3 protein-coding genes are annotated in these 4,782 nt (G+C 73.4%); 2 read left to right on the top strand and 1 reads right to left on the bottom strand.

Features of this window, described 5'->3' with window-relative positions; translation table 11 throughout:
• Positions 1-2,784 (top strand): transglycosylase domain-containing protein (locus tag DMH08_RS38580; protein WP_148108657.1); only part of this gene is annotated, 2,784 nt, incomplete at its 5' end.
• A 10-nt stretch (positions 2,785-2,794) separates the two neighbouring features.
• Here the strand turns inward: DMH08_RS38580 and DMH08_RS38585 are convergent.
• Complete coding sequence (locus tag DMH08_RS38585; protein ID WP_125621187.1) at positions 2,795-3,169, bottom strand: hypothetical protein; 375 nt, start codon at positions 3,167-3,169, stop codon at positions 2,795-2,797.
• 263 nt (positions 3,170-3,432) lie between these two features.
• Between DMH08_RS38585 and DMH08_RS38590 the strand changes: the two genes are divergently transcribed.
• A partial coding sequence (locus tag DMH08_RS38590; RefSeq protein WP_148108658.1) for an SseB family protein occupies positions 3,433-4,782 on the top strand: 1,350 nt, incomplete at its 3' end.

Here is a 4,782-nt window from a genome sequence, read left to right on the forward strand (position 1 = left end):
AACGGCCCCCGCCCACCGGAACCGGACGCCCCAGCGGACGCCGGGGCGGACGAACCAGCGGACGACACGGCGGACGACGAGACCGACCGCGAGGCCGACGAGGCGAACCGCGAGGCGGACCGCGAGGCGGACGAGGCCGCCACGGACGCGGCGAGCACGGCGAGCAGCCCGCCGGAGACGGACAAGGCGAGCGCGGCGGATAAGGCGGATGAAACGGGCGCCGAGCCGGACGCGAGTGACGCGGACGCGGCCGTCCGCCCGTCCGGCGCCGACACCACCCGCGCAGAGGATGAGACCGCCGACGCCGACGGCACCGGCGCAGACGAGACCGCCCCCGCCGGCGCCGCCGCCGCAGTCGGCACCGCCGCCGGGGCCGGGGGAATCGACAGCGACGGCGACGCGGACGGGGACGGCAACCGGGACGGCGGCGGCGCTGCGGAAGGCTTCGGTGATCGGTCCGCGGGAACGGGTGCCGGGGAGACGGCCGTCGATCCGGGCGGGACGCCCGCGGGCGGTGCGGGTCGGGGACGCGCGGAGGGCGCGTCCGAGGCGAGAACTGCGTCGGGGGGCGTGGTGTCCGAGGAAGGACCGGACGGGCCCGGGAAGAAGGGGCCCGGGAAGAAGACGCGCAGCAGGAAGCGGCGGATCATGCGGCGGGTCGTGTTCGCCGTGCTGGGGTTCCTCGGGTTCTGCGCGGCGGCGTTCGCCGTCGCGTACCTGTTCACCCCGGTGCCGTCGCCGCAGGAGAAGGCGCTCGCGCAGGGCCCGATCTTCTACTACGCCGACGGCGAGACGCAGATCGCCAAGACCGGGGTGAACCGGACGGCGGTGGAGCTCGACCGGATCCCCGAGCACGTCCGCAACGCGGTGATCGCGGCGGAGAACGACACCTTCTACGACGACCCCGGGGTCTCGCTCCAGGGCACGACGCGCGCCGTGTGGTCGACCGTGACCGGCAAGCAGCTGCAGGGCGGGTCGACGATCACCCAGCAGATGGTGCGGAACTACTACGGCGGCATCGGCCGGGAGCAGACGATCACCCGGAAGCTCAAGGAGATCATGGTCGCCCTGAAGGTCGACCGGTCGAAGTCGAAGGACTGGATTCTCGAGCAGTACCTCAACACCATCTACTTCGGGCGGAACGCGTACGGCGTGCAGGCCGCCGCGAAGGCGTACTACGGCAAGGACGTCAGCGAGCTGACGGCGGCGGAGGGGGCCTACCTCGCCGCGGCGATCCAGCAGCCGAGCAACTTCTCCGAGCTGACCGAGGAGAACCAGGCGCGCGTCGAGGCGCGGTGGCGGTCGGTGCTCGGCAACATGGCCGACAACGGCATGGTGACGTCGTCGCAGGCGTCCTCGATGCGGTTCCCCGAGCCCGTCGAGCAGCACGTCACGGACATCCTCAAGGGCCAGAAGGGCTACATGGTCAACGTGGCCCGCAAGGAGCTCGTCGAGCGGCGCGGGTACACCGAGGACGAGATCAACCGCAGCGGCCTGAAGATCACCACGACGTTCGACAAGCGGCTGATGGACGCCGCGAAGGAGGCCGTCGAGTCGAACGTCCCGGACGGGACGAGCAAGAAGACCCGGGCCGGCCTCATCTCGGTGGATCCCGCCACCGGGAAGGTCGTCGGCTTCTACGGCGGCCGCGGCTACCTCGAGGAGGCGCTGACCAGCACGTTCGGCGACTGGGCGCAGGCCGGGTCCGGGTTCAAGCCGATCGCGCTGATCGCCGCGCTCGACGCGGGCAAGTCGCTGTCCACGACGTACAACGGCAGCTCGCCGATCTACATCAACGGCACCCCGATCAGGAACGACGGCGGCCGCAGCTTCGGGACGGTCAACCTCGCGCAGGCCACCCAGAACTCGGTCAACACCGCGTACGTGAACCTCGGCCGGGACATCGGCAACGACACCATCCTCGAGATGGCGGAGAAGCTCGGCATCCCGTCGTCGCAGATCACCGAGGGCCAGCGGGGCGCCGCGACGCTGCCGCTCGGCATCGTGTCGCTGCACCCGGTGCAGCAGGCGGGCGTGTACTCGGCGTTCGCGTCCGAGGGCGTGTTCCGGCAGCCGTTCACGGTCGAGTCGGTCACCGACAACGAGGGCCACAAGCGCACGTTCACCGAGAAGGGCGAGCGGGCGTTCAGCGCCCAGGACGCCCGGGACGCCACGTACGCGATGCAGCGGGTCGTCCAGTACGGCACGGGGACGGGCGCGCAGCTCCCGGACGGGCGCGACGTCGCGGGCAAGACGGGCACCACGGACGAGGGCAAGGCGATCTGGTTCAACGGGTTCATCCCGCAGATGGCGACGAGCGTGGCGATGTTCAACAGCGACCGCAAGCCGCTCGACATCCCCGGCTACGGCGCGTACGGCGGGGCGCTCCCGGCGCAGATCTGGCGCTCCTACATGTCCGAGGCCGTCCGGATCGCCGACCTGGAGCCGAAGTCGTTCGGCGAGCCGTCGATGCGTCCGGGCGGCGGCTACGGCGGGGCGCCGCAGACCGGCGGCACCGAGGACCGCGACGACCCCGAGCCGTCCGGCCCGCCCGACGGTCCGCCGTCCCAGGGGCCGGAGGAGCCGGACGGCCCGCCCCCGCCGACCGGTGACGGCGGCGGCACGGCCCCGCCCGACCCGGGCGACGGCGGAGGCGACGGCGGCGGCGGGGACGACGGTGGAGGCGACCCCGGCGGCGGAGGCGACCCCGGCGGCGGGGGCGGCGACGACGGTGGCGGCGGCGACCCCGGCGGCGGGGGCGGCCCGCCCGGTGGGACGGGCTGACCCGCCCCGGTCACCCGTCGCAGACGGCGCCGATCTTCGCGGGGGCGTCCCGCAGGACGGCGTCCAGCTCGGCGACGTCGCCCTCCGCGAGCCGCCCCGAGGCGGCCTGGAGGCGGGCGGTCTGCTGCTGGAGGACGTCCTTCAGCCGCGGATCGTCCGCCTTCTTCGCCAGCGCGTCGATACGCCCCGCGAAGCTCTGCGTCGCCTGCCGCCACGGGCCCCCGTCGGACGCGGACGCCCGCTCGATCTCGTCCGTGAACCGCCGGTACTCCGCGGTGACGGACGCGCACACCTCGTCGGAGTTGCCGCTGAGCACACCGCACCCGCCCAGCAGTCCCGCGGCGCCCGCCAGCAGCACGGCCCCGGCAAGTGTCCGAATCGGCATTGATTCCTCCCGCTCGATGCACGTTCGCCCCCGCACATACTTCCGTATCGCGTCGGGTTCACCGGACCGGTGGAAGGCGCGCGGGACGACGCTTACGCTGTCGGTGGACCGGGACCCGCAATCGGATCCGCGTCACCCTCGCGGACCGGGCCGTCCCGCTGACCTGCGGGGACTCCCGCACCGCCGGACGTATAGGCTCTTTGGTCCTGTTCGCCCATGTAGCGTAGGCAGTCGCGTGGGGACGAGCACGGAAGAAACAGGGGGTGGCGACCGTGGCCGACGCGTGGCGACCCACGTCGGAACTCGAGCGCCGACTGCACGAGAGCGTACGGGCCGGCGACCAGGAAGGCTACTTCCGCGTCCTCGCGGACAGCGAACTGGTCCTGCCCGTCCCGCCGGACGTCGTCGACGACGTCCTCGCGAACACGGCGCAGCCGACGTGGCCCACCCAGGAAGAGGACGGCCGCGTCCACGTCCTGACCTACACGTCCGCCGCGGCGATGCGCGCCTGCCTCGGCCCCTCCTACCGGCACTTCATGACGCTGCGGTTCGAGGACATCGCGCAGAGCTGGCCGGACGCCGCCTGGTGGCTCGCCGTGGACGTCCCCGGGCCCGGCGTCGACGCCGCCCTGCCGATCGAGGCGCGGCTCCCGTCCTGGTTCGTCCGGCAGGTCGCCGAGGGCGACGGGCGCCCGCCCCGCGTCGGCCGTCCCGGCGCGCCCGCCGAGGGACCGTGGGAGGAGCTCCGCGGGCAGCACCGCGACCTGCCCCGCGAGGCCCGCCGGCCCGAGTTCCAGCCCGCCAACGACGTCGAACGCGAACTGCTGCGGGCCGCCGCGAACAACGACCACGACCTCTTCCTGCAGACGCTCGCCGGAACCGAGGTCCTGCTCCCCGTCCCCGAGGACACCGACTACTCGCTGCGCCCCGGCCGCCCCGGCTTCCCGTGGCAGACCCGCGACGTCGACGGCGCCACGGTCGTCCCCGTCTTCACGTCCCCGGAACGGCTCATCGAGGCCGCGCGCGCCGCCGGGACCGGCACCGAGTACATCCGGCTGCCGTTCACCGTCGCGCTCCGCTACTGGCCGCACCCCGACTGGCAGCTCGCGATCAACTCCGGCTCCCCCGCCGGCGGCACCGTCCAGGCGCAGCAGCTCCCCGGCCTCGCGACCTGGGCCGACCAGCGCGCCGCGCAGCGGATGACCGACGGGTTCGAGCCGCAGAACGAGATCGAGCAGCGCCTCTTCGACGCCGCCCGCCGCCGCGACACCGACGCCTTCTACAAGATCCTGCTCGGCGCGCAGGTCCTCGTCCCCGCCGACCCCGACACCCCGTGGGGCGTCGCCCCGGACGACCCCGCGTTCCCGTGGCAGCCCGTCGACGTCCACGGCCGCACGTCCATCCAGGTGTTCACGTCGCTGAAGTGGATGAACGACGCCCTCAGCTCGTCGCGCTTCGTGATGCCGACCCTGCACGAGATGGTCGCCGCGTGGCCCGACACCGCGTGGACGTTCGTCCTCAACCCCGGCACCCCGATCGACGCGAGCATGCCCGGCGACCAGGTCCGCGCCCTCGCGGGCCGCACCGTCCCCGAGGAGCCCGCGACTCCCCCG

The organism is Actinomadura sp. WAC 06369, assembly GCF_003947565.1.
In the GTDB taxonomy this organism is placed as follows: Bacteria; Actinomycetota; Actinomycetes; order Streptosporangiales; family Streptosporangiaceae; genus Spirillospora; species Spirillospora rifamycini.

Excerpts from the sequence above, each read along its gene's own strand:
- DMH08_RS38585 (WP_125621187.1), bottom strand. The coding sequence starts at position 3,169 with ATGCCGATTCGGACACTTGCCGGGGCCGTGCTGCTGGCGGGCGCCGCG.